Origin of the sequence: Bradyrhizobium sp. Ash2021 (genome assembly GCF_031202265.1) — a bacterium.
GTDB lineage: Bacteria > Pseudomonadota > Alphaproteobacteria > Rhizobiales > Xanthobacteraceae > Bradyrhizobium.
In genome coordinates, this window is sequence record NZ_CP100604.1 from 1,606,624 (window position 1) to 1,632,576 (window position 25,953).

Consider the following 25,953-nt stretch of genomic DNA (forward strand, 5'->3'; position numbering starts at 1 on the left):
ATTAATCGCCCATGATGGAATTCGAGTTGTTGCGTGCCTTTGTTGCCGTGGCCGATTGCGGCGGTTTCCACCGCGCCGCGAAGCGGCTCAACCTGACGCAGTCGACGGTGAGCCAGCAGATCAAGCGGCTTGAGCTCGAGACCAAACGGCCCTTGTTCCGGCGGACAACGCGCAGTGTCGCACTGACCGACGATGGCGAGATGCTGCTCGGCGACGCGCGTCGCCTGTTGCAACTTGAGGAAGCGGCCCGTCATCGCCTGGCGGGGCCGCGGCTGTCTGGCACGGTGCGTCTCGGCGTGGTCGAGGAGGTCGCCGGCGGCTCGCTGCCTTCGGCGCTCGGCCGCTTCGCCAAGCTCCATCCCGGCGTGAAGCTCGAGGTGCAGATCGGCGTCAGCGCGGAATTGATCGAGCAACTTAATGCGGGGCGGCTTGACGTCGTGTTCGCAAAGCGCCCGCTCGGAACTTCGAAAGGGCGTCTGGTGTGGCGTGAGCCGCTGGTCTGGGCCGCGGCCGACACGTTCGATCTTGTTACGGGTGCGGCGCTGCCGCTGGCCCTGTATCGCGAGCGATCCGTTTCCCGCGAGGCTGCACTCGCCGCGCTCAATGACAAGGAACTGACCTGGGAGATCGTCTATACCAGCCCCAGTTTGACAGGCGTGCGCGCGGCGGCGCTCGCGGGCCTCGCCATCACCCCGCTTCCTGCCAGCGCGCTGATTGCGGGCTTGCGCATTCTCGGTGTGCAAGAAGGGCTGCCGCGGCTTCCTGACCTTGAGTTCGCGATCTACGAGAAGGCGCAGCCCGACAAGGCCGCCGCGGCACTGGCTGCGGTTCTGCCGACGCTTGCGCAGGGGCCATCTCGCCCGGCGATCTGAGAAGAACCGGCACTTCAATCGTCGAGAGCCGGCTGTGGGTTGTCAAAAGCTGGATTTGAGGAAGGTCCGCTTCTGGCGCCAGACTCGGACATCGGCGGACGATGCGTGCCAACGAAAAGCCGCCCGAAGGCGGCCTCTCGATTCCAAGCCGAACGATCGTGGATCAGGCAGGCATCCATGCCTGGCGTTGATCGAAAATCTTCGCAACAGCGGAAGTGGCCATCCGGGTCTTGATTGTGATTGGATACAGCCGGAATGATCTACGGGCATCAAGATCACAATTCTCGATTGAGGGCGGGCAATGGAAAGCATCAGCGACGGACATTTGCTATCAAGAATTCTTTTGACGCTTGCGGCCACCGGATATGGCTTCGTGACGATCAAAGCCGATTTCAATCGCACCCATGCAACTAATCCATTATGGACGCCGCACGCCCGCTTCCACGTCGTGTGGCAGGTACTGAGCTATACTGGAATCGCTGTCATCGCTCTCTGCCTGATTTGGCTGAAAGGACCGCTTCCGCGAGAAAGGTTGTTGCTTGCGGGGGCGCTTGGCGCTGCGGTTTATGGGGCTTTTTTCGCCACGCTAGTTGCGCGAAAGCTGTTTGGCGGCGCCCTCTATGATCAAAACGGCTACCCGCCCTTTCGATCGTCGGTAGGACCGTGGTTATGGGATGCCAACGTCACCGCGTTCAGTATTTTGTCGACGCTTTTGCTGGTCGGAATTTTCGTAGTGTGATCGATCTCTATTAAAGCATGTTGATCACGTGGAATGTCTCAGTTGGGTCAAACTCGGAAGAACCCAGTCTGAGCAAATGTCTTCCGGTTACGCCCGATAGCGGACATCGCTCGACGCAGTCGGCATGTCCCAAAGGTGCCAGCCGAAAGCACGTTATGGGGTCAGAAAGAGGCCGCCAGCCCCACGGAGCCTCTTGGCGCAATGATCAGGCGGGGCTGTCTGCTCGATCGGCAGCCGACACCCCCGCGCAAGTATTTATAGATACGTCCCGTCGGGCTTGGCCCGCTTGCCGCCGCTGGGAGCGGGAGTATATTTCGTCCATGGCTGTCAGCTCCCCCGATCTGAAAGCGTTCTTGCTCGCCACACCTTTCTTCGGTGGCCTCTCAGACGCAAGCCTCGATCTCTTGATCTCAATGCTGGTCGAGCGCCGCTTCGACGTCGGCGCCACTGTCGTAGCGGAAGGAGAACCGGGGCGCTCGATGTTCATTGTTCACTCCGGCGAGCTCGTGGTGAGCAAGCTGGGGGATTCGGGGCGCGTCATTCGCATGGCGGGCCTTGAGCCCGGCGATTTTTTCGGCGAAATGACGCTCATCGAAATGCAGAACCGATCAGCCACCGTCGTCGCGGAGAGCCCAACCGTGCTGTACGAGCTCACGGCCCAAAAACTCTACGCGTGCTACAAGGCCGACATCCATGCGTATGTGATGGTGATGCAGAATATCAACCGCGAGCTTTGTCGGCGGCTCCGCCGCGCCGACAATCGCATTGCCGAGCTGCAGATGCTTCACGCGAGCCGATGACGCAGCCAGAATCGCCCATGTCGCAAATGAGCCAATCGCGCCGAGTTTAACATCTCTGCGGCATGTCCGGTGAGGGGGCAATCTCGGAGGTGCCGGTCGTCCGGTTTGCGCGCGGCGCAAGCGCGCCGTTGTTTATCCTGAGGCGCCGCGAAGCGGCGTCTCGAAGGATGGCCACGGGCCTCATGGTTCGAGACGCGCGAAGACGCGCTCCTCACCATGAGGGTTCAAACAGGCAAATAACCGCGCAGCGCCGGCAGGAAGAAGATCGCGATGTTGATTGCAAAGCCGAGGCTCCACAGGATCGAACGCAGCGTCGGGCGGTTGCCGAGATAGGTGAAGACATAGGCAATCCGCACGATCAGGAACAGCACCGCCAGCTCGTCGATCAGCCGCTGCGGCCCCAGCCGAAACTCCGCCAGCAGCACGGCGACCGCAAAGAACGGAAACGCCTCGATGCCGTTCTGATGGGCGCCGAGCGCCCGCGCCCGGATCGGGTCCTCGTAGAAGTCGGGATCGCGCGGCTTCGCATTGTCGAAGCGTTGATGCCCGATCCATTTGACGGAGGCGATCGTCAACAGATAGAGCATCAGCGTTCCGAAAACGCACCATTCGGCAACCGTCATGGTTCCTCCAGACCTTATATTTGGAGCATGATCTTTTCGGAAAAACCGGTGCCCACTTTTCCGGATCATGCTCTCCATGGACAATATCGAACCAGCCATTATCTTGACAAGGATGGTGCAACGCGCGAAGCCACTGAAATCATGACCGTGGTCGCTCCCTTTGAAAGTGCAAAGCCGGCGCCGGAGTCGCAGCCGGAACGCGTCGGCGTGCTGCTGGTCAATCTCGGCACCCCCGACACATCAGACGCCAAAGGCGTTCGCGCCTATCTGAAGGAGTTCCTGTCCGATCCGCGCGTGATCGAAGATCAGGGGCTGTGGTGGAAGCTGATTCTGAACGGGGTGATCCTGCGCATCCGGCCCGGCCGCAAGGCGCGCGATTACCAGAAGATCTGGAACACCGAGAAAAACGAATCCCCGCTCAAGACGATCACACGCGCACAGGCCGAAACGCTCGCCGCGGCGATCTCGGACCATGACCATGTCGTGGTCGACTGGGCGATGCGTTACGGCAATCCGTCGATCAAGTCGCGCATCGAGGCCCTGGCCGCGCAAGGCTGCGACCGGCTGCTGGTGGTGCCGCTCTATCCGCAATATTCCGCGGCGACCTCGGCTACGGTGTGCGACGAAGTGTTTCGCGTGCTGGCCGGGATGCGCGCGCAGCCGATCCTGCGGGTGACGCCGCCCTATTACGAAGACCCCGATTATATCGAGGCGCTCGCGGTCTCGATCAATGCGCATCTTTCGACGCTGCCGTTCCAGCCCGAGCTGATCGTCGCGTCATACCACGGCATGCCGCAAGAATATGTCGACAAGGGCGATCCCTATTATGCGCAGTGCGTCGCAACAACGGACGCCTTGCGCAAGCGCATGGGCCTTGATGCGACAAAACTGATCCTTACGTTTCAATCACGCTTCGGCTTCGATCAATGGCTGCAGCCCTATACCGACAAGACCATCGAAAAATCAGCGAAAGATGGTGTGCGGCGCATTGCGGTGGTGACCCCCGGCTTCTCCGCCGATTGCCTGGAGACGCTGGAAGAGATCGCGCAGGAGAACGCCGAGATTTTCAAGCACAACGGCGGCGAGCAATTTGCCTTCATCCCCTGCCTGAACGACAGCGAACCCGGCATGGACGTCATCCGCCAGCTGGTCTTGCGCGAATTGCAAGGCTGGATTTGATTATTACTGGATTTGATTATTAAAAGGCTGGATTTGATTGCTAAGTGATTCCGAACACGGTCCCGCAATGTTCAGCCACCATACATCTGGCGGCCGTAAAACGGCTCCCTACGTTATATCTGATACTTGAGAACGGCCGGCTGAACCGGCGCTGCGGCTTTGCCGACAAATATTGAGACCGCGCCCGGCGACGGTTCTTGCCGGCATTGGAGGAATTTATGACTGGCTTTGATATTTTCGCGATTGCACTCGTTCTGCTTGTCATTGTTACATTGTTCGCCGGCGTCAAGACCGTGCCGCAAGGCTATGACTGGACCATCGAACGGTTCGGCAAATACACCCGCACGCTGGCGCCGGGGCTCAATCTCATCATTCCCTATTTCGACCGCGTCGGCCGCAAGATGAACATGATGGAGCAGGTGATCAACATTCCCGAGCAGGAAGTGATCACCAAGGACAACGCCACCGTCACCGTCGACGGCGTCGCGTTTTTCCAGGTGTTCGACGCCGCCAAGGCCAGCTACGAGGTCTCCAACCTCAATCAGGCGATCATTGTGCTGACCATGACCAACATCCGCTCGGTGATGGGTGCGATGGATCTCGACCAGGTGCTGTCGCATCGCGACGAGATCAACGAGCGCCTGTTGCGCGTGGTCGACGCCGCCGTCTCGCCGTGGGGCCTGAAGGTCAACCGCATCGAGATCAAGGACATCGTGCCGCCCGCGGACCTTGTGGAAGCCATGGGCCGGCAGATGAAGGCCGAGCGCGTCAAGCGTGCCGACATTCTGCAGGCCGAGGGCCAGCGCCAATCGGAAATCTTGCGCGCGGAGGGTGCAAAACAGGGCCAGATCCTGCAGGCCGAAGGCCGCAAGGAGGCCGCGTTCCGCGACGCCGAGGCGCGCGAGCGTTCCGCGGAAGCCGAGGCCAAGGCGACGCAGATGGTCTCCGACGCTATCGCCAGGGGCGACGTCGCCGCGCTGAACTATTTTATCGCCGACAAGTACATCAAGGCGTTCGGGCAGTTCGCGGACTCGCCGAACCAGAAGCTTCTGATGCTGCCGATCGAGGCGACCAGCGTGCTCGGCTCGCTCGCCGGCATCGGCGAGATTGCGAAAGCCACTTTCGGCGAAAGCGCCGCATCCGCCGCGGCCGCCGCGCGCCGCTCCTCGGTGCCGTCAGCCGGCCCCACGCCGCCACCGGTGGCGCCGCAGCGCTAAAAGTTGTTTGGTAATGAGTGCATCGGCGCATGCGATCTCGTTCACCTCTCCCATTGGGAGAGGTCGGATCGCATCGCCAGATGCGATCCGGGTGAGGGGTCTCGGACTATCGATAGACCTTAACCCCTCACCCCAACCCTTTCCCATCGAAGTCGGATATATCCGACTTCGACAATTTAAGATGGCCCAACTCGGGTAAACCCGAGTTGGGTGGGAGAGGGGGCGCACCGCCGGCGCTTCGAGACCGGCAAGTAACTGAGCAAATAACTGAGGTCGTGTCATGGCCGAGATGTTTTCGACGTTAGGTACCTGGAACTGGCTGATCTTCGGCTTCATCCTGATGGCGCTGGAGCTGGCGGCACCCGGTGTGTTCCTGTTCTGGCTCGGGCTCGCCGCGCTGCTGGTCGGATTGCTGTCGTTCGCGATCGATCCATCCTGGCAGACGCAATTGTTGATGTTCGCGGTGTTCGCGGCCGCGGCGGTACCGGTATGGCGGCGCCTTGCGAAGAGCGAGGGCAGCGTCAGCCAGAGCAACCCGTTCCTCAACAAGCGGACCGAAGCGCTGATCGGCCGGGTATTCACGCTGGAAAAGCCGATCGTCGATGGCGCAGGCACGGTGCGGATCGACGACACGGTCTGGCGCGTCGCCGGTCCCGATACGCCGGCCGGCAGCCGGGTCAGGATCGTGCAGGCCGACGGCGCCAGCCTGACGGTGGCGGCGGCTTAGCCCGTCCCGCGTTTACTCCAGCGCTCGGCCAAGTGATGCACGGCCAGAAAATTCTCCTGCAGCTCCTTGCCCAGCTCGGTGAGGCGATAGCCGTCCCCGGCAACGAGTTCGACGAAGCCCGCCTCGCGCAGCTCCGTCAGCCGCGTCTGCAGGATGGTGGGGGAAGCTTCATCGCACGCGGTACGCAAGGCGCGCGAGGTCAGCGACGCCTCGCGCAGCTCCCAGATGATGCGCAGGCTCCAGCGGCGGCCCAGCAGATCGAGCAGCGCCATGATCGGCCGGCCCGTGCGGGAGCCACGGACGGCGCGCTTCTTCGTGACGGAAGCCGGTTTCGGCATCGAAAACCCTCTTGCGGACTGCTACAGATATTGTAGCGTGCTGCTACAATTAGTGTAGCACAGGAGGGAGCCATGTCACGCATCGCGCCGCTCGATCCGCCTTACGCGCCGGATATTCAGCAGCAGTTCGACCGCATCATGCGCGGCGCGCCGCCGCTGGTGCTGTTCCGCGTCATGGCCGGCCAGCCCCGCGCCTGGGAGAAGTTTCGCGGCGGCAGCCTGCTGGACCGGGGGCCGTTGTCGTTGCGGGAGCGCGAGATCGTCATCGACCGTACCACCGCGCGGAACGGTTGCGAATATGAATGGGGCGTGCATGTCGCGGCGTTTGCGGAAGCAGCCCATCTCACCGACGAGCAGGTCCGCGCCACCGTGCTCGGCGACGCCGATGCAGCGTGTTGGTCGGCGGCCGAACAGGCGCTGATTGCCGCCGTCGACGCGCTGCATCAACGCGCGACGCTCAGCGATGCCGAATTCAAGGGGCTGTCGGCGCATTACGACGATGCAAAGATCCTGGAGATCATCATGCTCTGCGGCTTCTATCGCACGGTGTCGTATCTGGCGAACACGCTGGCCTTGCCGCTCGAGAAAACGGCGGCGCGGTTTCCGAACTGATCCGTCATTGCGAGCCAACGGGTCGCGCGAATGCGCGCCCGATGACAGGCTCCGCGAAGCAATCCATGCGGCGACGAAGAAAGAATGGATTGCTTCGTCGCTTCGCTCCTCGCAATGACGAGTTGACGGTGCTACGCCACCCCGGCGCGCAACAGATCGTGCAGATGCACGATGCCGACCGGCTTGTTCGCGTCGGTCACGATCAGCGCGGTGATCTTGGACGAATTGAGCATCTCCAGCGCCTCGCCGGCCAGCGTGTCGCGATCGATCGTCTTGGGATTCCTGGTCATGACCTCGTCGACCAGTGCGGTCATCAGGTCCGGCCGCATCTGGCGCCTTAGATCGCCGTCGGTGACGATGCCGGCGATCTGGCCTCTGTTGTCGACGATGCCGACGCAGCCAAAGCCCTTCGAGGTCATCTCGACCAGCGCGTCGGACATTTTGGTGCCGAGCGGCTTGAGCGGCACGGCGTTGCCGGAATGCATGAGGTCGCGGGTATATTTCAACATGGCGCCGAGCTTGCCGCCGGGATGCAGCACGCTGAAATCGACCGAGGTGAAGCCGCGGCCCTCCAACAGCGCGATCGCCAGTGCGTCGCCGAGCGCGAGCATCATCAGCGAAGAGGTGGTGGGCGCGAGATTGTGCGGGCAGGCTTCGCGCGCCTTCGGCAGCGTCAGCGCGAAGTCGGCCGCCTTGGCAAGCGTCGATTCCCGCTCTGCCGTGATCGCGATCAGCGGAATCCGGAAGCGCGCGGCATAGTTGATCAGGTTCCGCATTTCCGGCTGCTCGCCGGACCATGACAGCGCCAGGATGACATCGTCGGCGGTGATCATGCCGAGATCGCCGTGGCTCGCCTCGGCGGCATGGACGAAAAACGCCGGCGTGCCGGTGGAGGCAAACGTCGCCGCGACCTTGCGGCCGATATGGCCTGATTTGCCCAATCCCGTGACGATCAGCCGTCCCTTGGCGTTGCGGATCAGTTCGGCCGCCGCATTGAAGAGCGCGCCGAGATCGGATTGCAGTGCCGCGGTCACGGCCGCGATGCCGCCGGCTTCCGCCTCGAGCGTACGCAGGGCCGACTTGACAGCGGCATTCGCGGAATCGGTGCCGGATGATTTTGCCATCAGCGGTTTCGGATTGGCCATGTCTGGTTCCAGGGAGGGGAGCCTCAGTCGCTTCGGCCCCGGAGCCCTCCTTAACACGGCCCGCCGCGTGAGGCGACGCGCCCTTCAGGCTCTCAACGGCTCATTAACCATAATTGTTTTAACTCCATTAACGACGTTTCCGCGCGCGCTCGGAACTCGTCGCTTAAGTAAGTGAATTTGCTGGGGTATTTTCATCGTGATGGCGGGTCCAGCAAGGGGCCGAAGCAGGCGCGCGACCCTTTTCCGCGCGGTTTTGCCATGCCTTGCGCTGATCGCGTCTGGTGAAGCGCCGGCGCTGGCCCAAACCGTCACGCCCGACCTGTTCAGCCCGACTCGCTCGAGCCAGATCACCACGCCGGATTCGCCGTTGCGCCGCACCGGCATCGGCGCCGTCGACAGAACCGGCAATGCCGCCGATGACGCAAGGCTCCGCGAACGCGACACCGATACCCCGGCGCCATCGCGGATCGGGCAGATCCCGAGTTACGGCCTGCCCGCCGCCAGCGGTGCCGCCGACATCGGCTATGACTCGCTCAATCGCAGGCGCAAGAAGCCGAAATATTATCCGGGCCAGGTGAAGCCGAAGCCGCCGACCGGTCCCGGCAGCCCGCCGCCGCCGATTGCAACGAACACGCCGCTGCGGCTTTCGATCCCGCCGTCGGAATCCGCCAACAAGGCGCCGATACCCCCGGCGATGGCCGGCACGGTCGCAGGCCAGCCGCTGCGCAAGCGGCTCAGGATCGATGACGATCCGTTCGGCCCGGTCGGCGATTACGCCGGCGGTTTCCTGATCAAGTCGGCGCTTGAATTAAGAGGCGGCTACGATACCAATCCCGGGCGCACCTTTGTCCCGAAGGGCTCGCCGGTCTACGTCGTCGCGCCGGAATTCCTGGCTGTCTCCGACTGGGAACGCCACGTGCTGGTGGCTGACTTGCGGGGATCGTTCACGGGTTACACCAACACCTTTCCGCCGGTGGACGGCGTGGCGTCGTCGGCGCCGACCAATCTCGATCGCCCGGATTTCACCGGCCATGTCGATGGCCGTCTCGATGTCACCCATGACACCCGGTTGTTGGCACAAACGCGGCTGCGCGTCGCCACCGACAATCCTGGCAGCCCGAACGTGCAGGTCGGCCTCGCCAGATATCCGGTCTATGCGACGTTCGGCGGCACCTTCGGGCTCGATCAGAATTTCAACCGGCTTCAGGTCTCCGCGGGCGCCACTGTCGACCGCACCGTCTATCAGAACTCGGTATTGACCGATGGCTCCGTCACCAGCAACGACGATCGCAACTACAATCAGTTCGGCGGCCTCGGCCGTGTCAGCTACGATTTGATACCCGGCCTCAAGCCGTTCGGCGAGATCGATGGCAACGTCCGCTCGCACGACCTGCTGGTCGATCGCAACGGCTATCAGCGCAATTCGAGCGGCGGAAGCGTCAGGGCCGGCACCACCTTCGAATTCTCCCGGATTTTGATCGGCGAAGCTTCGATCGGCTGGGCGGCGCGCACCTACGAGGATCCGCGGCTGCTGCCGTTGCAGGGCCTGCTGACGTCGGCCTCGCTGATATGGTCCGCGACGCCGTTGACGACAGCCAAATTCATCGCCACCACGTCGATCGACGAGACCACGGTGCCCGGCGTCTCCGGCGTGCTGACGCATCTCTACACCGCGGAAGTCGATCACGATTTCCGCCGCTGGCTCACGGGCATTGGCAGATTCACCTGGGGCACGCAGGCCTATCAGGGCGATCTGCGCTTCGACCGCATCTATTCGATCTCCGGCGAACTGGTTTACAAGATGAACCGCAGTTTTTGGGTCACGGGCACCTTGCGCCGCGACTGGTTGAATTCGAACATCCCCGGCAACAGCACCGCGTCGACGGTCGTGATGCTCGGCGTGCGGCTGCAGCACTGAAGGCTAGCCGGCTAACGCGCGCAGTCCCTACTCGTCATGCCCCGCGAAGGCGGGGCATCCAGTACGCCGCGGCCCTTTCGAATATCGCTAACGTCTCTGGAATACTGGATCACCCGCTTCCGCGGGTGATGACAGTGAGTCTAACCGCTGTGAGCGCGGCGCTGCGACGCGAACGCCGTCTCACCTCGGCAGCGTCGTGCTTCCCATCAGATACTGATCGATCGCGCGTGCGCACAGCCGGCCTTCGCGGATCGCCCACACCACCAGCGACTGGCCGCGGCGCATGTCGCCGGCGGAGAACACGTTGGGACGTGAGGTCTTGTAGTCGGTCAGGTTGGCGCGGACGTTGCCGCGCTGGTCGAGATCGACGCCGAGCATCTTCAGCAGGCCCTCGTGCACCGGATGCACGAAACCCATCGCCAACAGCACCAGCTGCGCGTCGAGTTCGAATTCGGTGCCGGCGATCGGCTTGAACTTGTCGTCGACCTGGACGCAATGCAGCTTCTGCACCTTGCCGTCGACGCCCGAGAATTTCTGCGTCAGCACCGCGTATTCGCGCTTGGCGCCTTCGGCCTGGCTCGACGAGGTCCGCATCTTCAACGGCCAGTTCGGCCAGGTCAGGCCCTTGTTCTCATGCTCGGGCGGCGCCGGCATGATCTCGAGTTGCGTGACGGATTTCGCGCCCTGCCGAAATGAGGTGCCGATGCAGTCCGAGCCGGTGTCGCCACCGCCGATCACGACCACGTGCTTGCCGTCGGCGAGAATTTCCGAAACGTCGCCGAGCGGCTCATTGCTGACGCGGCGGTTCTGCTGCGGCAGGAAATCCATCGCAAAATGGATGCCGTCAAGATCGCGGCCGGGGATCGGCAGATCGCGGCCGGCTTCGGCGCCGCCGGTCAGCGCCACCGCGTCATATTGATTGAGCAGATCGCGCGGATCGATCGCGCCTGGTGTGCTGCCGCCGACATGGGCGCCGTAATGGAACGTGACGCCCTCGGCTTCCATCTGCGCCACGCGGCGGTCGATGATGTGCTTTTCCATCTTGAAGTCGGGAATGCCGTAACGGAGCAGGCCGCCGGCCTTGGCGAATTTCTCGTAGACATGGACGTCGTGGCCGGCGCGCGCGAGCTGTTGGGCGGCGGCAAGCCCCGCCGGGCCCGAGCCGATGATCGCGACCTTCTTGCCGGTCCTGGCGGGGGCGATTTCCGGCTTCAGCCAGCCATTGTCCCAGGCGCGGTCGACAATGGCGCATTCGATGGTCTTGATGGTCACCGGGTTGTCGTCGATGTTCAGCGTGCAGGAAGCCTCGCACGGCGCCGGACAGATGCGGCCGGTGAATTCCGGGAAATTGTTGGTCGAGTGCAGATTGCGCGAGGCTTCTTCCCAGTTGCCCTGATAGACGAGGTCGTTGAAGTCGGGGATCTGGTTGTTGACCGGACAGCCGGGCGTGCCCGGCTGCACCGAGCCGGTGCCGTGGCAATAGGGAATGCCGCAATTCATGCAGCGCGCGGCCTGGTCGCGGGTGTCTTTCTCGCTCAAGGGAATGACGAATTCGCGATAGTGCTTTACGCGCTCTGTGACCGGCGAGTACTTGCGCTCGTTCCGGTCGATCTCGAGAAAACCTGTGATCTTGCCCATTAAACCTGACGCCCCTGCATACCTACTTCGTCTTCTTTGCTTCCCGTCATTCCCCCGTCATTGCGAGGAGCGGAGCGACGAAGCAATCCATGTTTCGCCTGTGGCCTGATGGATTGCTTCGCTGCGCTCGCAATGACGGCTTTGAGTTCTGTTGTGCCTACGCCCCGATCGCGATTTTCGGCTCGGCGTCGGCGTGTGCCTTCATTTCCTTCAGCGCGCGGCGGTATTCCACCGGCATCACCTTGCGGAATTTCGGCAGCCAGATCTTCCAGTCCGCCAGAATCTCGGCGGCCTTCTTCGAGCCGGTCAGCTTGGCGTGGCGCGTGATCAGGACGTGCAGCCGCTCGACGTCGGAATCGAGCAGGTTCTGGAACACGTCGACCCGGCCATGCGCCTCGAGATCGCCGGAGTGGTGATAGGTGTTGGCGTTGATATTCTCCTCCGACAGCACCGGTTCGAGTTCGACCATCGCCATGTTGCAGAGTTTGGCGAAGTCGCCGGCCTCGTCCAGCACATAGGCGATGCCGCCCGACATGCCGGCCGCAAAATTGCGTCCGGTCTTGCCCAGCACCACCACGATGCCGCCGGTCATGTATTCGCAGCAATGGTCGCCGGCGCCTTCGACCACGGCGATCGCGCCGGAGTTACGCACCGCGAAGCGCTCGCCGGCGATGCCGCGGAAATAGCATTCACCCTCGATCGCGCCATACATCACGGTGTTGCCGACGATGATGGATTCCTCCGGCACGATGCCGGAATTGTGCGGCGGCTTGACGATGATGCGGCCGCCGGACAGGCCCTTGCCGACATAGTCGTTGCCTTCGCCTTCGAGATCGAAGGTGACGCCGCGCGCGAGCCAGGCGCCGAACGCCTGACCCGCGGTGCCCTTGAGGCTGACCTGGATGGTGTCGTGCGGCAGGCCGGCATGGCCGTAGATCTTCGCTACCATGCCCGACAGCATTGCGCCGGCCGAGCGGTCGGTATTGTTGATCTCCTCTTCGATCTTGACCGGCGCGCCGCGGTCCAGCGCCGCCTGCGCCTTCTCGATCAGCCGGCGGTCGAGCACGGCCTCCAGGTGATGGTTCTGCTTTTCCGAGTGATAGATCTTCTGGCCCGGCAGTTCCTTCTGGCGAACGAACAGCTTTGAGAAGTCCAGTCCCTTGGCTTTCCAGTGCGCCACCAGCTTGGACTGGTCGAGCATCTGGGTCTGGCCGACCATCTCGTCGAAGGTGCGGTAGCCGAGCTGCGCCATGATCTCGCGGACTTCCTCGGCGACGAAGAAGAAGTAGTTGATGACGTGCTCGGGCTGGCCGGTGAAGCGCTTGCGCAGCACCGGGTCCTGCGTCGCGACGCCGACCGGGCAGGTGTTGAGATGGCACTTGCGCATCATGATGCAGCCGGCCGCGATCAGGGGTGCTGTGGCAAAACCGAACTCGTCGGCGCCGAGCAGCGCGCCGATCACGACGTCGCGTCCGGTGCGGAAGCCGCCGTCGACCTGGACCACGATGCGGCTGCGCAGCCGCTCGCGCACCAGCGTCTGGTGGGTTTCGGCGAGCCCGATTTCCCACGGCGAGCCCGCGTGCTTGATCGAGGTGAGGGGGGAGGCACCGGTGCCGCCCTCAAAACCTGCGATGGTGACGTGGTCAGCGCGCGCCTTGGCCACACCGGCCGCAACCGTGCCGACGCCGATTTCGGAGACCAGCTTGACCGAGACCTGACCGTCCGGATTGACGTTCTTGAGGTCGTAGATCAGCTGCGCCAGATCCTCGATCGAATAGATGTCGTGGTGCGGCGGCGGCGAGATCAGGCCGACGCCGGGCGTCGAATGCCGGACGCGGGCGATGATGGCGTCGACTTTGTGGCCGGGCAATTGTCCGCCTTCGCCGGGCTTGGCGCCCTGCGCCATCTTGATCTGCATCATGTCGGAGTTGACGAGATATTCCGTCGTCACGCCGAAGCGTCCCGAAGCGACCTGCTTGATCGCAGATCGCATGCTGTCGCCATTCGGCAGCGGCTTGAAGCGATCGGACTCTTCGCCGCCTTCGCCGGTGTTGGACTTGCCGCCGATCCGGTTCATCGCGATCGCCAATGTCGTGTGCGCCTCGCGCGAGATCGAGCCAAAACTCATCGCTCCCGTCGCGAACCGCTTGACGATGTCCTTGGCCGGTTCGACCTGATCGAGCTTGATCGGCTTGCGCTTCTCGTCCTCGGCGGTCTTGATCCGGAACAGGCCGCGCAGCGTCAACAGCCGCTCGGACTGCTCGTTGAGGATCTTTGCGAACGACCTGTAACGCTCCAGCGAATTGCCGCGCGCGGCATGCTGCAGCATCGAGACCGATTCAGCCGTCCAGGCGTGATCCTCACCGCGGGTGCGGTAGGCATATTCGCCGCCGACGTCGAGCGCGGTCTTGTAGACCTGCGCGTCGCCGAACGCGTCCGCATGGCGGCGCGCGGTTTCCTCGGCGATTTCGGCCAGGCCCACGCCCTCGATGCGGGTATGGGTGCCGACAAAATACTTGGCGACGAAGTCCGCCTTCAATCCGACGGCGTCGAAAATCTGCGCGCCGCAATAGGACTGGTAGGTCGAGATGCCCATCTTGGACATCACCTTGAGCAGGCCCTTGCCGATCGACTTGATGTAGCGCTTGACGATTTCGTAGTCGCCGAGCGCGCCCGGCAGCCGGTCCTTCATCGCGATGATGGTTTCGAACGCCAGATACGGATTGATCGCTTCGGCGCCGTAACCGGCCAGACAGGCGAAATGATGTACTTCGCGCGGTTCGCCGGATTCGATCACGAGCCCGACCGAGGTACGCAAGCCGGTGCGGATCAGATGATGATGCACGGCGGCGCAGGCCAGCAGCGAGGGAATCGGAATCCGGTCAGAGCCCGCCATGCGGTCGGACAGGATGATGATGTTGATACCTTCGCGCACCGCGCCTTCGGCACGCGCGCACAATTCGTCGAGCACCTGTTCCAGACCCGCAGCACCAAACCCGGCGTGGAAGGTGGTGTCGAGCGTGCGCGACTTGAAATGGGCTTCGGCGACGTCCGAGATCGAGCGGATCTTTTCCAGATCCGCGTCGGTCAGGATCGGCTGGCGCACTTCGAGGCGCTTGGTGGACGCCATGCCCTGCAGATCGAACAGGTTCGGCCGCGGCCCGATGATCGACACGAGGCTCATGACGAGCTCCTCGCGGATCGGATCGATCGGCGGGTTCGTCACCTGCGCAAAATTCTGCTTGAAATAGGTGAACAGCGGCTTCGGCCGGTCCGACAGCGCCGAGATCGGCGTGTCGTTGCCCATCGAGCCCGCGGCTTCCTCGCCGGTGGCCGCCATCGGCGTCATCAGGATCGTGACGTCTTCCTGGCTGTAGCCGAACGCTTGCTGGCGGTCGAGCAGCGGCAGGTTGGAGCGCATGCCCTTGGAGGCCGCATCCGGCAATTCCTCGAGCTGGATCTGGGTGCGGCCGAGCCAGTCGCGATAGGGATGGCTCCTGGCGAGCTGCGCCTTGATCTCGTCGTCGGGAATGAGCCGGCCCTGTTCGAGGTCGACCAGCAGCATCTTGCCGGGCTGCAGCCGCCACTTGGTGACGATGTCTTCCTCGGGGATTTTCAGCACGCCCATTTCGGACGCCATCACGATGCGGTCGTCCCTGGTCACGAGATAGCGCGCCGGGCGCAGGCCGTTGCGGTCCAGCGTCGCGCCGATCTGGCGGCCGTCAGTGAACGCGATCGCGGCGGGGCCGTCCCACGGCTCCATCAGCGCGGCGTGATATTCGTAGAAGGCGCGGCGCGTCTCATCCATCAGCGGATTGCCGGCCCAGGCTTCCGGAATCATCATCATGACCGCATGCGGCAGCGAATAGCCGCCCTGCACCAGGAATTCGAGCGCGTTGTCGAAGCAGGCGGTGTCGGACTGGCCCTCATAGGAAATCGGCCACAGCCGGTTGATGTCCTTGCCGTACAGTTCCGAATGCACGGAAGCCTGTCGCGCGGCCATCCAGTTGACGTTGCCGCGCAGCGTGTTGATCTCGCCGTTGTGCGCGATCATGCGGTACGGATGCGCCAGCGACCAGGTCGGGAAGGTGTTGGTCGAGAAGCGCTGATGCACCAGCGCCAGCGCGCTCTCGAAATCGGGCTCGTGCAGATCGGGATAATACTTGGCGAGCTGGTCGGCCAGGAACATGCCCTTGTAGATCACGGTGCGGCACGACATCGAGACCGGGTAGTAGCCGGCAAGACCGCGGTCGCGGCGCTGATAGATCGCCTGCGAGATCGACTTTCGCAGTATGTAGAGCCGGCGCTCGAAATCGTCCTCGGTCTTCGCCGTGCCGTTGCGGCCGATGAACACCTGCATGTTCGCAGGCTCGGTCGGCTTGACGGTTTCGCCGAGCGAAGAGTTTTCGGTCGGCACGTCGCGCCAGCCGAGCAGCGTCAGCCCTTCCTGCTTGATCTGTTCGGCGACGATGCTCTTGATGATATTTCGCCATGCCGTCTCGCGCGGCATGAACAGCGCGCCGACTGCATATTCGCCGGGGTTCGGCAGCTGGAAGCCGATCTCGGCCGCCTTGCGCACGAAGAAATTATGCGGGATCTGCACCAGGATGCCGGCGCCGTCGCCGGCGCGCGGATCGGCGCCGACCGCGCCGCGATGCTCGAGGTTGCAGAGAATGCTGATCGCGTCAGAGACGATCTGATGCGACTTCTTGCCCTTGATGTTGGCGATGAAGCCGACGCCGCAGGAATCCTTTTCCAGGCTGAGGTCGTACAGGCCCTCGGCCGGCGGACGCCAGGTGTGCTCGCGCGCCACTTCCGCCGGTTTCGAGGCCGCGGTCGACGACAGCGATTCTGTCACGATGTTTTCGCGCTCGATTTCCGACCCGCTCATCTCAATCCTCTCAATCAGGCTAAGGGCCTCACCGTCATCGTCGGCGCACCTTGGGCGCTTGCGGCACCCACCGGGCCACCGCTCGTCCTCCGCGAGCCGCAATTTCATAAATTCAGGCCTGGGCGTTCAACGTCCCTGAGGAACGGCCTTGCCTGCACTTTCCTTGGTGCTCGAAGCGCCAAGTTTTCGTTGCAATCCCTGTGCCGGGAAAGCCCCGTAATTGAGACAGTGATACTGTCCTAACTCCGACCATGCCAAATTTTTCTGTATCACACAAGCGCGTGAAAGTCCCCGCCCGCATGGCTGATCCTTGGCTGTTGCGGGTACGAACAGCCCGCCCCGGATTTGAAGCAAACGCGCCGCGATCCGGCCCAAGGTCCGCCGGATTCGGCCACCAGATTCGCGCCGGGACAAGGGCGCGAAGACGCCAAGGGGCCTACCAGGGGCTTACAGGAGCAATCGGCGATGAAGTTGTTCACAGGATGGGTCGTGGCGGCCGGACTGGCTCTGGCCGCGACCGGAGCGCAGGCACAGTTGCCGGCGCCCCATGTGGGTTACACGGCGGTATCCGATGTCAGCGGGCCCTATGCGGCGATGCCGCCGGAGGCGCCGGTTGCGCGCTACGGTCACGGGCCGACGCTGCTGCCGCCGATGGAGGTCTACACCGTGGTTCGCGAGGCCGGGTTTTCGCCGCTCGGCATTCCGCAGCAGCGCGGCGTCGTCTACACGATTTCCGTGATCGACCGCGGCGGCGACGATGGCAAGCTCGTCATCGACGCACGCACCGGGCGGATCATCCGCTTCATGCCGGCCGACCGGATGGGCGACAATTTCAACGAAGATCTGAACATCACCTATGGCGCGCCGGGACCGCTGCCGCCGATCGCCACTGTCCGGGGCGTGCCGCGTCCGCCGAGACCGATCCCGCATGTCGCCAGCCGCACGGTACCGGTGCCGAAGGCGAGCCCGCTCGCCGCCAGGCCCGCGCCGGAGCCGGCCCAGCAAGCGGCGGCCGTGGCAAAATCCGCTGAAACGCCGCCGGCTCCCACCGTCGGCCAGGCCAAGCCTCCCGCGCCGTCGATCCTGCCGACGCAGGAAATGCCTGCCGCGCAGGGGTTGGAGTAAAAGGGGCAGCCCCCCGTCGGACGGCGATGCCCGGCGATGACGAGAAGCCGATCGAGGCCTATTCCTTGTGTCCGGCGGCGGCCAGGATCAGGTCGGCGATCTCCCGGGGATGCGACACCAGCGACAGGTGACCGGCGTCCAGTTCCACGGTGGTCGCGTTCATGCGCTTGGCCAGAAATCGCTCCAGATCGGGGTTGATGGTCTGATCGAGCTTCGAGACCGCATACCACGAGGGTTTTGAGCGCCAGGCGGCCACGGTGGTCCGGCCGCCGAACAGGGACGCGGCCGTCGGCTCCTGCACCGCGTAAAGCACCTCGGCCTTTTTCGGTTCCACGCCATTTGCGAAATATTTCAGAAAAGACTCCTCGGACAGTTTGGTGAAACCGTCATGTTCCCTGATGCCGGCACGGACCGCGCCGGTCGGAAATTTTCCGGACAGCGCGACAAAATCCTCGTCGGCGTCGGGGCCGCGCGCGGCGACGTAGACCAGCGCGGACACTTTCGGGTCCACCCCGATCTCGCTGATGACGGTGCCAGCCCAGGAATGGGCGACCAGCACGGTCGGGCCGTCCTGCAGCGCCAGGGCGCGGCGCGTCGCCGCGACGGAATCTTCCAGCGACGTCAGCGGATTTTGTACGGCGGTGACCTTCAACCCGGCGGCTTGCAGATAGGGAATGACTTCCGCCCAGCTCGAGCCATCCGCCCACGCCCCATGCACCAGCACGACATTTTTTGCCACGACCGGCGCGGCCGTTTGCGCCTGCGCCTGGAATCCGCCGAGCGTGCCCGCCAGCACGCCGATCGCTAATGCCGTTACAAATCGAACTATCTTCATCGAACGAACTCCGCGACCTAAGTCTTCCGCGTGATGCGGATGCTCCACACAGATGTTTCGATCCGATCGCCTGCGATGTTACGAGGCACACGGCGTCGTGAATTCGGCTGTAGCGACGTCATTGCGAGCGAAGCGAAGCAATCCATAGCGCCACAAAGAAAGAATGGATTGCTTCGTCGCGGAGTTTATCATCGGGCCCGCCGAAGGCGGGACCCGTTGGCTCCTCGCAATGACGGGGCATCAAAAAACGCCCCGGTTTCCCGGGGCGTTTTCACGTTCAGCCAATATCTGCTGACGCTCGAACCGCTGTTACGCGGCGACCTTGGCGGCCGAGCCGTCGACCACCTGCGGCGCCTCGGCGCCCGAAGAGATCGGAATGCTGCGGGGCTTCTTGGCCTCGGGGATCTCGCGGACGAGATCGACATGAAGCAGGCCGTTCTCGAGCGAGGCGTTCTTGACCTGCACGAAATCGGCAAGCTGGAAGGCGCGCTCGAAGGCACGCGCGGCGATGCCGCGGTACAGCACCTTGGAATTGTCGTTGCTGTTCTCGCTGGCGGTTTTCTCGCCCTTGATCGTCAGGGTGTTTTCCTTGGCGACGATCGAAAGCTCGCTCTGCGAGAAGCCGGAGACCGCAACGCTGATGCGGTAGGCGTTCTCACCGGTGCGCTCGATGTTGTAGGGGGGATAGCCGGGGCTGCCGTCGGCGGTGGCCTGATCGAGCAGGTTGAAGAAGCGGTCGAAGCCGACGGTGGAACGATAGAACGGGGTGAGATCGTAGGTACGCATAGGGTAGTCCTCCATTGAGCGACTGTTGCAATTACCCGCCCGCCATCGGGCCGGGCCTAGTCTGTGTGCAGCCATTCGTTCCGGTTCCGAAACGCTGGTAGCGGCCTGCACGGAAATGATATGGGAGGGGTGAAACGGCGTTCAAGAGGGCCGAAACCAGGTCTTTTTTGGCGCACACACCTTGATTCCCCGCCCCTCTCACCTAGCCGGTTCCCCGTCCATGACGCTCGTCTCGATCCCTGCCAATCCGGTTCCGGAGGATGTCGTCTCAGGCACCATCAAGACGCCCGACGGCGCCGAATTGCGCTTCGCGCGCTGGGCGCCGCCGGCCGGCCGCAAGGGCACGGTCTGCGTCTTCACCGGGCGTGGCGAGCAGATCGAGAAATATTTCGAGACGGTGCGCGATCTGCGCGACCGCGGTTTTGCGGTGGCGATGATCGACTGGCGCGGCCAGGGCCATTCGTCGCGGCGCCTGCGCGATCCGCGCAAGGGCTATGTCCGCGATTTCTCCGATTTCGAAGTCGATGTCGAAACCTTCGTGCAGCAGGTGGTGCTGCCGGATTGCCCGCCGCCCTTTTTCGCGCTGGCGCATTCGATGGGCGGCGCGGTGATGCTGCGGGTCGCCCATTCAGGCAAGCGCTGGTTCGACCGCATGGTGCTGTCGGCGCCGATGATCGATCTTCCCGGCCGCGCGACCTCGTTTCCGGCGCGTGCGCTGCTGCGGGTCATGCGGCTCGCCGGGCAGGGCGGCCGCTACGTTCCCGGCGGCAGCGACGCGCTGACCGGCTCGGAATCCTTCATCAACAATCCCTTCACCAGCGATCCCGTGCGTTTCGCCCGCAACACCGCGATCCTGGAGGAGGATCCGACCCTCGGCATCGGCTCGCCGACGGTGGCCTGGGCCGATACCGCCTTCCGGGCAATGCACGGTTTTCGCGCGGCCAACTACCCGTTGGAAATCCGCCAGCCGATCCTGATGCTGGCCGCCAGCAGCGACACCATCGTCTCGACCGCGGCGATCGAGGAGTTCGCCTATCACTTGCGCGCCGGCTCGCATCTGGTGATCGCCGGCTCCAAGCACGAGATCCTGCAGGAACAGGACCGCTACCGCGCGCAATTCTGGGCCGCGTTCGACGCCTTCGTGCCGGGCACGCCGCTGTTCAAGTGAGGATCCATAGCGTTTTCGAGCGAAAGCCTGCCCCGGACTTGATCCGGGGTGGATGCCGGTTCGCATAGCAATCAAGCTTGAGCAGATTGCGTAGACTTATCTGCGGCAGAAAACGCGTCAGAACAAAAACCGAGAACCCTAAGGGCCGTGCTGCAGCCGTGCGACAATGCGATCCGGGAAGCGCCGCTCGACGAACAGCGTCCTCACCTCGGCGACGCTGAGATAGCGTTCGTCGCCTTCGCCCTTGCCCATGATGTTCAGCAACACCGGCCATTCGCCCTTCATCAGCATCGGGTAATACCATCGCGCCTGGTCGCCTGCGCGCTTGATATTGGCCGCCATAAAGGTGGTGATCTCCTGGCTCGTCAGCCCGCGCTCGGTGCCGCCGGACGGATCCTTGCAATCTTTCCCGAAGGTGGCGAGACGGTCGATTTCGTCCTCATGCACATGCGCGGTCGCATCCAGGATGCGTGAACCGGCGCCGTGCTTGTCCAGCGGACCATTGCGCAGCTCGTCGAGATCCGCGCCGGAGGTCGCGCTCTTCAGCAGGCGCAGCGGGCTCAGGCCATTGGCACCGACGGCGACCATGTAGGTCTCCATGCCCACCACTTTTTCCTTCGCGCCCCGTTCGCCGCTGGCGGCCTCGATGGTGTTGCAGAGCTTTTGCAGCGGGACGGTGTGGCCGTCGACATAGCCGCCCGCGACCAGCCCGCGCAGGAACGGGCAGGGATTATCGGGCGAAACGGTGATCTGCGCGGCGGGCGGCTGGCCTGGAATGATGGGCTGGTCTTGCATGGATCCAAATCCTAGAAAGCAGCGAATGATGAAAAGGGAACGCGCCTCGATTTGAAGTGAATGAAGCTCCCGAAGGGCGAATTTTCCGGCGACGCACTACTTCAGGATGCACATGAGTTTTGGCGGAATTCGAAGCCGTGTCAACCGAAGGCTTGAGGATCGGACGGGCCCGCCGCCAAACCTGTGCCCTCAGGAATCCGCTGCAAGCTTCGGCGTCGGCTTGACGAGGGTCAATTTGCCGAGCGGCACGCCGGCCTTCACAAGTCCGTCGCGATAATGCGCGACGTCGTCGGCAAGCTTCCAGCGGAAATTCCTCAAATGCCGCTCGACGGTGATGCCGGGATAGTTGGTTTGCAGATCGCCCGCGGCTTTCACCGCCTCCTCGGTTCGTCCCAATTGCGCCAGCGCCGCCGCCCTGACGGCCAGCACCTGCAGATGGTTTGGATTCACATAGAGCGCCTCGCGCGCCCAGGACAGCGAAGCGTCATATTGCCCCAGCAGATAGTGGCTGAACGCGTTGGTCGCCGCGAACTGATATCTGGGATCGCTGTTGCCGCGCTGGGCCGCCATCGAAAACAGCGCAATCGCCTGGCGATGCTCGCCGATCACGAAGTGACACATCCCCTGAACGCCGCGGGCGCCCATATCGTACGGGTTCAACTCGACGGCGCGCCGCGAGGCGTCCATGGCGGCCTCGTAATGGCCTTCCGTCGCGTGCAGGTAGGCCAGGATCTGGAATGCGAAGGACGAGCGTGGATCGAGCCTGACGCTGCTTTCGGCGAGGCTCATCGCCGTGGTCCACAATTCGCGCGTGCTCTTGATCCAGCCGAACTGGGTGCCCTGGATCATGATGGTGGCCAGATAGGCGCGGGCGATCGAAAGCGTCGGATCGAGCGCGATAGCTTCCTTGAACAGGGCGATCGAGGTTTCGAAATCCGCCTTGGTGCCCTGATAATAGTGGGACAGCCCCTTCAGGAACCGGTCCCAGGCGGTCAGATCGTTCGACGACGCCCGGGGCGGCGCGGCAGCTTCCGCGCGATAGATTTCGGCCGCGACCGCCGCCGACAGGCTGGTGGTGATCTCGTCCTGCATCGCGAAGAGATCGCCGATGTCCCGGTCATACCGGCCGTTCCACAACTGCTCGCCGCTTTCCGGCGCGATCAGTTCGGCGGTGACGCGAATTTTGGATGCGGCGCGCCGCACCGAGCCCTGGATCAGGTAGCTGGCGTCGATTTCCCGCGCGATCAGGCGCGTGCTCTGGTTCTTGCCTTTGAACGAGAAGGTCGAATTCCGGCTCAGCACCCGGTAGAAGGATTGCAGCGAAAGCGCGTGAATCAGGTCCTCGGTCAGTCCGTCGGAAAAATATTCGTCGGTCGAGTCGCTGAGATTGGCGAATGGCAGCACGCCGACGATCGCCGTCCGGTATTGGGCCGCGAGGTTCGTCGTGTCCTTCGGCGCCAGGCTGCGGCTGCTGTCGATCCCCGTCGGTTCCCAGGTCCAGACCGCGACCGCCTCGGCAATGTTCTTGAAACGGTAGCTGCCGGCGTCGACCAACGCGGTGCCGAGATGCCTTCCCGCCTCATGATAGGCCTTGGCCGAAACCGCGATGCCGCCGGGCGTGGCCACCGATTCAAGCCGGACGGCGATGTTCACGTCGTCCCCGAACACCTCTTCCTCATCGGCCATGACATCGCCCATGTGGATGCCCAGGCGGAACTGCATGACCCGGTCGGAGGGGAGGTGGTTGTTACGCTCCGCCATCAGGGACTGCATGGCGATCGAAGCCTCGATGGCGCCGACGATGCTGGGAAACTCCAGCAGGAAGCCGTCGCCGGTGTTCTTCACGACCCGGCCGCCATGATTGAGAATGATCGGGTAAATCGCGGTCCGATGCGCCTTGAAGGTGGCATGCGTGCCTTCCTCGTCGGCGCCCATCATGCGGGAGTAGCCGGCAACGTCAGCGCACACGATCGCAGCCAGACGTCTCTCCATCTCTCCTGTGCCCCAGAATGTTCAGATGACCGCCGTAATACGTCGTTGGTCGCCGGAATCCAATCATTATAAAGCTGCTTATGTGGCGGAAGTCCGGTCCGGCCGTCATATTAAATTTAAGCAATGCACCCCTTTGGCTGGCGGGGTGAGGCGAGGAAGTCCGTATCATGCTCGGCATTCACGAACTCTGGCTCTTCGTCCTGTCCGGGTTGATGCTCAACGTCGTGCCGGGTCCGGACACCGCCTATATCGTCGGCCGCAGCATTCAGTTGGGGTGGCGCGGCGGGGCGGCCGCCGCAATCGGCATCAGCTGCGGCTGTCTGGTCCACGTTTTTGGCGCCGCGATCGGCCTGTCGGCGCTGCTGATCGCGTCATCGGCGGCGTTTGCGGCGTTGAAACTGGTCGGCGCGGCCTATTTGCTCTTCAGCGGCCTGCAGATGCTGCTGTCGCGTCCGCGCCCGGTTGCGGAGGTCGCAGTTCCGGGTGATGGAATATCGCTGCGCCGCGTGTTCTGGCAGGGCGTACTCACCGACGCCCTCAATCCGAAGGTGGCGCTGTTTTTTCTGGCGTTCCTGCCGCAATTTGTCGCGGCGGATTCGCCGCACAAGACGCTCGCCTTCCTGCTGCTCGGCCTGATCTTCATCTCCACCGGCACGCTCTGGTGCTTCGGCCTGGCGGCGTTCGCGGCCAGGGCCGCCGGCCGCATCCGGCAGTCGCAGGGCGTCATCGCCTGGATCAATCGCGCCCTCGGCGGGATGTTCGTCTATCTCGGCGTCCGCGTCGCGATGCTTCAGGGGCGGTGACGGCTGATTTTATTCTTCAGCCGTGGATTTTCAGCAGCGCGCTGGCGGCAAGATAGATTCCCAGGAAGATCATCGCGATCAGGAACCAGCGGCGGAATACGTCCGGCCGCATCCGGTTTCGTACCGCCTGCCCGATGAACATCCCGGTGAAGGACGCCACCATCGCCACCGCGCCGGGCAGCGCGGTCGCGGCCGTCAGCAGGCCGGCCGTGGTGAGGTTGAAGGCGAGCGCCACGGTCGCCACCGTGAAGAACACCCCGAGCGCCTGCACCAGTTCGTCCTTTTCCATGCCGATCGCCTGCATGAACGGCATCGACGGGATCACCTGGACCCCGGTCGTCGCAGAGATCGCGCCCGTCATCAGGCCGACGATGCCGCCGATCCATTTCTCGTCGCTGCGGGCGACCTTGAAGCGGAACTTGCTCAGGCCGATGATTGCATAGATCACCAGCAGCGCGCCGAGCACGACTGCGGCATAGGGCGCGTAGGGGCCGGTCAACATTCCCCTGTTCAGCCAGATGCCGACGGCGGTGCCGACCATCAGCGGCCATAGCCTGAGGACGATGTCGCGCAGATAGGGGCCGAAAAAGGTCTGCCAGACGTTGGTGATGATCGCCGGCACGATGACGATGGCCAGCGCCTGCGCCGGCGGCATCGTCACCGCCAGCAGGCCCATCGCGACCGTCGGCAGGCCGAGCCCGAGCACGCCCTTGATGAAGCCAGCCAGGAGGAAGGCGGCGGTGATGAGAAGCAACAGGGAATCGACCATCCGGGCACATTGACCGATCGGCGTTACCGGCACAATCTGGAGATTACGGACATAGCCTTCGTCCATGCCGAAGGCAAATAGGTGCACCATGCGTTTCGACCTGGTCGATCTGCAACTGTTCATCGCGGTGGCCGACGCGCGCAGCATCACGCAGGGTGCTGTGCGCGCTCATCTGGCGCTGGCGTCCGCGAGCGAACGGATCAAGGGCCTGGAGGCGGCGCTTGGCGTTTCGCTGCTCAAGCGCGGTCGCCGCGGCGTCGAACTGACCACGGCCGGTGAAAGCCTGCTCGATCATGCCAGGATCGTGATGCACAATGTGGAGGCGATGCGCGGCGATCTTTCAGCCTTCGCCAGCGGCGTCAGGGCGAGCGTGCTGCTGCTCGCCAACACCTCGGGCCTCTCGGAGCATCTGCCGCGGGCGCTCGCCGCGTTCCTGCGCGAACATCCGGATATCAATGTCGATGTCGAGGAACGCGAAAGCGCGGATATCGCGGCCGCGATTGCGACCGGCGCGGCCGATCTCGGCTTTGCGGCCGAACACGCGCTGCCGGACAGCGTCGAACGCTTTTTATTCAGCGAGGACCGGCTGATGCTGGTGGCATCAAAGCGCAGCGATCTCGCCAACCGCCGCCAGATCGATTTTGTGGAGGTGACCGGCCGCGACTTCGTCGGGCTGACGGCGTCGACCGCGTTGCAGGTCCACATCTCCAAGCACGCCGCGCGGTTGGGGGCGCGCCTGCGATTCCGGGCCCGGATGCGCGATTTCGACGCGATCTGCCAGATGGTCGCCGCCGATGTCGGCGTCGCCGTGATGCCGGAAACCGCGGCCAGGCGCTGCGCGCGATCGATGCCGATCATGATGATCCGAATCCGCGATTCCTGGGCCAACCGGAAGCTCACGATCTGCGCCCGCAGCTTCAAGGCGCTGCCGCGCCCGGCCAAGCTGTTGGCGGAATTTTTGCGCGAAGCGGTGACGTGAGG

Annotated in this window: 22 protein-coding genes; 12 read left to right on the plus strand and 10 right to left on the minus strand. The window is 63.4% G+C overall.

What is annotated here, in order from left to right; translation table 11 throughout:
- Window positions 1-11: 11 nt before the first annotated feature.
- From NL528_RS07740 to NL528_RS07750, 3 genes are all read left to right on the plus strand, one after another.
- Window positions 12-872, plus strand: a complete 861-nt coding sequence (locus tag NL528_RS07740; RefSeq protein ID WP_309182109.1) for a LysR substrate-binding domain-containing protein — start codon at window positions 12-14, stop codon at window positions 870-872.
- 301 nt (window positions 873-1,173) lie between these two features.
- Window positions 1,174-1,611, plus strand: a complete 438-nt coding sequence (locus tag NL528_RS07745; RefSeq protein WP_309182110.1) for a hypothetical protein — start codon at window positions 1,174-1,176, stop codon at window positions 1,609-1,611.
- A gap of 320 nt (window positions 1,612-1,931) precedes the next feature.
- Window positions 1,932-2,411 (plus strand): cyclic nucleotide-binding domain-containing protein, encoded by a 480-nt coding sequence (locus NL528_RS07750; protein ID WP_309182111.1) that lies wholly within the window; start codon window positions 1,932-1,934, stop codon window positions 2,409-2,411.
- Between the two features lie 224 nt (window positions 2,412-2,635).
- Here NL528_RS07750 and NL528_RS07755 read toward each other — a convergent pair whose 3' ends face one another.
- Window positions 2,636-3,034: an MAPEG family protein gene (locus NL528_RS07755; RefSeq protein ID WP_309182112.1), complete on the minus strand. Its 399-nt coding sequence runs from the start codon at window positions 3,032-3,034 to the stop codon at window positions 2,636-2,638.
- Window positions 3,035-3,175: 141 nt separating this feature from the next.
- Between NL528_RS07755 and hemH the strand changes: the two genes are divergently transcribed.
- From hemH to NL528_RS07770, 3 genes are all read left to right on the plus strand, one after another.
- Window positions 3,176-4,213: a ferrochelatase gene (hemH, locus tag NL528_RS07760; RefSeq protein WP_309184824.1), complete on the plus strand. Its 1,038-nt coding sequence runs from the start codon at window positions 3,176-3,178 to the stop codon at window positions 4,211-4,213.
- A 218-nt stretch (window positions 4,214-4,431) separates the two neighbouring features.
- Complete coding sequence (locus tag NL528_RS07765) at window positions 4,432-5,430, plus strand: SPFH domain-containing protein (RefSeq protein WP_309182114.1); 999 nt, start codon at window positions 4,432-4,434, stop codon at window positions 5,428-5,430.
- A gap of 280 nt (window positions 5,431-5,710) precedes the next feature.
- A complete protein-coding gene (locus NL528_RS07770; RefSeq protein ID WP_309182115.1) occupies window positions 5,711-6,157 on the plus strand; it encodes an NfeD family protein in 447 nt (148 codons plus the stop codon).
- Here the strand turns inward: NL528_RS07770 and NL528_RS07775 are convergent.
- The gene (locus tag NL528_RS07775) at window positions 6,154-6,495 is read right to left on the minus strand and encodes a helix-turn-helix domain-containing protein (protein WP_309182117.1); all 342 of its coding nucleotides are present in this window, start codon (window positions 6,493-6,495) and stop codon (window positions 6,154-6,156) included. The genes NL528_RS07770 and NL528_RS07775 overlap by 4 nt on opposite strands.
- Window positions 6,496-6,567: 72 nt before the next feature.
- Between NL528_RS07775 and NL528_RS07780 the strand changes: the two genes are divergently transcribed.
- The gene (locus NL528_RS07780; RefSeq protein WP_309182119.1) at window positions 6,568-7,107 is read left to right on the plus strand and encodes a carboxymuconolactone decarboxylase family protein; all 540 of its coding nucleotides are present in this window, start codon (window positions 6,568-6,570) and stop codon (window positions 7,105-7,107) included.
- A gap of 131 nt (window positions 7,108-7,238) precedes the next feature.
- Here NL528_RS07780 and NL528_RS07785 read toward each other — a convergent pair whose 3' ends face one another.
- Window positions 7,239-8,252, minus strand: coding sequence for a KpsF/GutQ family sugar-phosphate isomerase (locus tag NL528_RS07785; protein WP_309182121.1), 1,014 nt, complete (start codon window positions 8,250-8,252; stop codon window positions 7,239-7,241).
- Between the two features lie 199 nt (window positions 8,253-8,451).
- Between NL528_RS07785 and NL528_RS07790 the strand changes: the two genes are divergently transcribed.
- Entirely contained in the window at window positions 8,452-10,170 is a 1,719-nt protein-coding gene (locus tag NL528_RS07790) for an outer membrane beta-barrel protein (protein WP_309182122.1), read from the plus strand.
- A gap of 180 nt (window positions 10,171-10,350) precedes the next feature.
- Here NL528_RS07790 and NL528_RS07795 read toward each other — a convergent pair whose 3' ends face one another.
- Window positions 10,351-11,808 carry a glutamate synthase subunit beta gene (locus NL528_RS07795; protein ID WP_309182123.1) on the minus strand — a complete coding sequence of 486 codons (1,458 nt, stop codon included), beginning with the start codon at window positions 11,806-11,808 and terminating at the stop codon, window positions 10,351-10,353.
- Between the two features lie 157 nt (window positions 11,809-11,965).
- Window positions 11,966-16,699 carry a glutamate synthase large subunit gene (gltB, locus tag NL528_RS07800; RefSeq protein WP_309182124.1) on the minus strand — a complete coding sequence of 1,578 codons (4,734 nt, stop codon included), beginning with the start codon at window positions 16,697-16,699 and terminating at the stop codon, window positions 11,966-11,968.
- Window positions 16,700-17,164: 465 nt separating this feature from the next.
- Between gltB and NL528_RS07805 the strand changes: the two genes are divergently transcribed.
- Entirely contained in the window at window positions 17,165-17,824 is a 660-nt protein-coding gene (locus NL528_RS07805) for a hypothetical protein (protein ID WP_309182125.1), read from the plus strand.
- A 58-nt stretch (window positions 17,825-17,882) separates the two neighbouring features.
- Here NL528_RS07805 and NL528_RS07810 read toward each other — a convergent pair whose 3' ends face one another.
- Both NL528_RS07810 and NL528_RS07815 read right to left on the minus strand, forming a co-directional pair.
- Entirely contained in the window at window positions 17,883-18,659 is a 777-nt protein-coding gene (locus tag NL528_RS07810) for an alpha/beta hydrolase (protein ID WP_309182126.1), read from the minus strand.
- 309 nt (window positions 18,660-18,968) lie between these two features.
- The gene (locus NL528_RS07815; RefSeq protein WP_309182127.1) at window positions 18,969-19,445 is read right to left on the minus strand and encodes an Hsp20 family protein; all 477 of its coding nucleotides are present in this window, start codon (window positions 19,443-19,445) and stop codon (window positions 18,969-18,971) included.
- Window positions 19,446-19,665: 220 nt separating this feature from the next.
- Here NL528_RS07815 and NL528_RS07820 point away from each other — a divergent pair, with 220 nt between their 5' ends.
- The gene (locus NL528_RS07820) at window positions 19,666-20,613 is read left to right on the plus strand and encodes an alpha/beta hydrolase (RefSeq protein ID WP_309182128.1); all 948 of its coding nucleotides are present in this window, start codon (window positions 19,666-19,668) and stop codon (window positions 20,611-20,613) included.
- Window positions 20,614-20,751: 138 nt separating this feature from the next.
- Here NL528_RS07820 and NL528_RS07825 read toward each other — a convergent pair whose 3' ends face one another.
- Window positions 20,752-21,408: a hypothetical protein gene (locus tag NL528_RS07825; protein WP_375143990.1), complete on the minus strand. Its 657-nt coding sequence runs from the start codon at window positions 21,406-21,408 to the stop codon at window positions 20,752-20,754.
- A 189-nt stretch (window positions 21,409-21,597) separates the two neighbouring features.
- Window positions 21,598-23,400 (minus strand): adenylate/guanylate cyclase domain-containing protein, encoded by a 1,803-nt coding sequence (locus NL528_RS07830; RefSeq protein WP_309182130.1) that lies wholly within the window; start codon window positions 23,398-23,400, stop codon window positions 21,598-21,600.
- 167 nt (window positions 23,401-23,567) lie between these two features.
- On the opposite strand from NL528_RS07830, the gene NL528_RS07835 reads away from it, so the two are divergent.
- Entirely contained in the window at window positions 23,568-24,203 is a 636-nt protein-coding gene (locus NL528_RS07835; protein ID WP_309182131.1) for a LysE family translocator, read from the plus strand.
- A 16-nt stretch (window positions 24,204-24,219) separates the two neighbouring features.
- On the opposite strand, the gene NL528_RS07840 is transcribed toward NL528_RS07835, so the two are convergent.
- Window positions 24,220-24,972 (minus strand): sulfite exporter TauE/SafE family protein, encoded by a 753-nt coding sequence (locus NL528_RS07840; RefSeq protein WP_309184825.1) that lies wholly within the window; start codon window positions 24,970-24,972, stop codon window positions 24,220-24,222.
- An 88-nt stretch (window positions 24,973-25,060) separates the two neighbouring features.
- Between NL528_RS07840 and NL528_RS07845 the strand changes: the two genes are divergently transcribed.
- Window positions 25,061-25,951: a LysR family transcriptional regulator gene (locus NL528_RS07845; RefSeq protein ID WP_309182132.1), complete on the plus strand. Its 891-nt coding sequence runs from the start codon at window positions 25,061-25,063 to the stop codon at window positions 25,949-25,951.
- Window positions 25,952-25,953 lie beyond the last annotated feature (2 nt).

Coding starts and splice junctions, on each gene's coding strand:
- NL528_RS07775 (WP_309182117.1), bottom strand. CDS start 6,495: ATGCCGAAACCGGCTTCCGTCACGAAGAAGCGCGCCGTCCGTGGCTCC.
- NL528_RS07845 (WP_309182132.1), top strand. CDS start 25,061: ATGCGTTTCGACCTGGTCGATCTGCAACTGTTCATCGCGGTGGCCGAC.
- NL528_RS07750 (WP_309182111.1), top strand. CDS start 1,932: ATGGCTGTCAGCTCCCCCGATCTGAAAGCGTTCTTGCTCGCCACACCT.
- NL528_RS07790 (WP_309182122.1), top strand. CDS start 8,452: ATGGCGGGTCCAGCAAGGGGCCGAAGCAGGCGCGCGACCCTTTTCCGC.
- NL528_RS07835 (WP_309182131.1), top strand. CDS start 23,568: ATGCTCGGCATTCACGAACTCTGGCTCTTCGTCCTGTCCGGGTTGATG.
- NL528_RS07830 (WP_309182130.1), bottom strand. CDS start 23,400: ATGGAGAGACGTCTGGCTGCGATCGTGTGCGCTGACGTTGCCGGCTAC.
- NL528_RS07755 (WP_309182112.1), bottom strand. CDS start 3,034: ATGACGGTTGCCGAATGGTGCGTTTTCGGAACGCTGATGCTCTATCTG.
- NL528_RS07770 (WP_309182115.1), top strand. CDS start 5,711: ATGGCCGAGATGTTTTCGACGTTAGGTACCTGGAACTGGCTGATCTTC.
- gltB (WP_309182124.1), bottom strand. CDS start 16,699: ATGAGCGGGTCGGAAATCGAGCGCGAAAACATCGTGACAGAATCGCTG.
- NL528_RS07740 (WP_309182109.1), top strand. CDS start 12: ATGATGGAATTCGAGTTGTTGCGTGCCTTTGTTGCCGTGGCCGATTGC.
- NL528_RS07840 (WP_309184825.1), bottom strand. CDS start 24,972: ATGGTCGATTCCCTGTTGCTTCTCATCACCGCCGCCTTCCTCCTGGCT.
- NL528_RS07780 (WP_309182119.1), top strand. CDS start 6,568: ATGTCACGCATCGCGCCGCTCGATCCGCCTTACGCGCCGGATATTCAG.
- NL528_RS07785 (WP_309182121.1), bottom strand. CDS start 8,252: ATGGCCAATCCGAAACCGCTGATGGCAAAATCATCCGGCACCGATTCC.
- NL528_RS07820 (WP_309182128.1), top strand. CDS start 19,666: ATGACGCTCGTCTCGATCCCTGCCAATCCGGTTCCGGAGGATGTCGTC.
- NL528_RS07805 (WP_309182125.1), top strand. CDS start 17,165: ATGAAGTTGTTCACAGGATGGGTCGTGGCGGCCGGACTGGCTCTGGCC.
- NL528_RS07825 (WP_375143990.1), bottom strand. CDS start 21,408: ATGCAAGACCAGCCCATCATTCCAGGCCAGCCGCCCGCCGCGCAGATC.
- NL528_RS07745 (WP_309182110.1), top strand. CDS start 1,174: ATGGAAAGCATCAGCGACGGACATTTGCTATCAAGAATTCTTTTGACG.
- NL528_RS07815 (WP_309182127.1), bottom strand. CDS start 19,445: ATGCGTACCTACGATCTCACCCCGTTCTATCGTTCCACCGTCGGCTTC.
- NL528_RS07810 (WP_309182126.1), bottom strand. CDS start 18,659: ATGAAGATAGTTCGATTTGTAACGGCATTAGCGATCGGCGTGCTGGCG.
- NL528_RS07795 (WP_309182123.1), bottom strand. CDS start 11,808: ATGGGCAAGATCACAGGTTTTCTCGAGATCGACCGGAACGAGCGCAAG.
- hemH (WP_309184824.1), top strand. CDS start 3,176: ATGACCGTGGTCGCTCCCTTTGAAAGTGCAAAGCCGGCGCCGGAGTCG.
- NL528_RS07765 (WP_309182114.1), top strand. CDS start 4,432: ATGACTGGCTTTGATATTTTCGCGATTGCACTCGTTCTGCTTGTCATT.